We start from the raw sequence: 1,178 nt of genomic DNA, 5'->3' as shown, positions 1-1,178 counted from the left end.
GACGTGACCCCCTGATTTTCCTCCAAGCTTGATTAGAGTCCGGCCCATTGGAAGGACGGACAGATGAAGCGAACGAGGTTTACAGAAGAGCAGATCATCGGCGTGCTCAAGGAAGCCGAGGCGGGCGCGAAGACCGCCGATCTGGCCAGGCGGCACGGGGTGTCGGAAGCGACGATTTACAACTGGAAGGCCAAGTACGGCGGGCTTGAGGTCTCGGACGCGAAGCGGTTACGGGCGCTCGAGGACGAGAACGCAAAGCTGAAGCGGCTGCTGGCCGAAGCCATGCTCGACAACGTCGGCCTGAAGGATCTTCTCGCAAAAAATTGGTGACGCCCGCTGCCAAGCGAGAGGCGGTCGCGCATCTTCAGGCACTCCTGGGGATGAGCGAGCGGCGGGCGTGCCGTGTCATAGGCGCTGACCGGAAGAGCATGCGCTACCGGTCGCAGCGGGATGACGATGCCGAGGTTCGGTCGAAGCTGCGCGAGTTGGCGCAGCAGCGGCGCCGGTTCGGCTATCGCCGTCTGCATATCCTGCTTCGGCGAGAGGGTATCGTGATCAACCGGAAGAAGACCCAGCGGCTCTACCAAGAGGAGAAGCTGGCGGTTCGGCGACGGCGCAATCGGCGTCGTGCCATTGGTGCACGGGCGCCAGCCCCCGTCCTGGCGCTGCCCAACCAGCGCTGGAGCCTGGACTTTGTGCATGATCAGCTCGTGTCAGGCCGTCGGTTCCGGGTTCTGAACATCGTCGATGACGTGACTAGGGAGTGCTTGCGTGCGGTGCCGGATACCTCGCTCTCAGGACGCAGGCTCGTGCGCGAGCTGACCGATCTCATCGCCGAGCGTGGCAAGCCCGGCATGATCGTCAGCGACAATGGCACAGAGCTTACGTCCAATGCCGTGCTCGCCTGGTGCGGGGAGGTCGGCGTGGAGTGGCATTACATCGCGCCGGGCAAGCCGATGCAGAACGGCTACGTCGAGAGCTTCAACGGCCGCATGCGCGACGAACTGCTCAACGAGACGCTGTTCCTCAGCATGGACCATGCCCGCGTCCAGATCGCGGCATGGGTGGAGGACTACAACCAGGAGCGACCGCACTCAGCCCTTGGCTACGAAACTCCGGCGGCCTTCGCCGCCGAACTGCATAAGCAATGGCCTGCTCCGCTACGCCCTACGGGCTCC

Annotated in this window: 1 protein-coding gene; it reads left to right on the top strand. The window is 63.7% G+C overall.

Annotation, left to right across the window (positions count from 1 at the left end):
• Nucleotides 1-63: 63 nt before the first annotated feature.
• Nucleotides 64-1,178, top strand: a protein-coding gene (locus NSE01_RS21080; RefSeq protein ID WP_147161513.1) for an IS3 family transposase whose coding sequence is annotated in 2 segments (ribosomal slippage) — nucleotides 64-316 and nucleotides 316-1,178 — 1,116 coding nt annotated over the 2 segments. Because the reading frame shifts where the segments join, the coding sequence is not laid out codon by codon here. This gene is flagged as partial in the annotation.

Origin of the sequence: Novosphingobium sediminis, from assembly GCF_007991615.1 — a bacterium.
Taxonomy (GTDB): domain Bacteria; phylum Pseudomonadota; class Alphaproteobacteria; order Sphingomonadales; family Sphingomonadaceae; genus Novosphingobium; species Novosphingobium sediminis.
The sequence above is the reverse complement of the archived record's forward strand: the minus strand, read 5'-3'. Positions and strand labels throughout refer to the sequence as shown.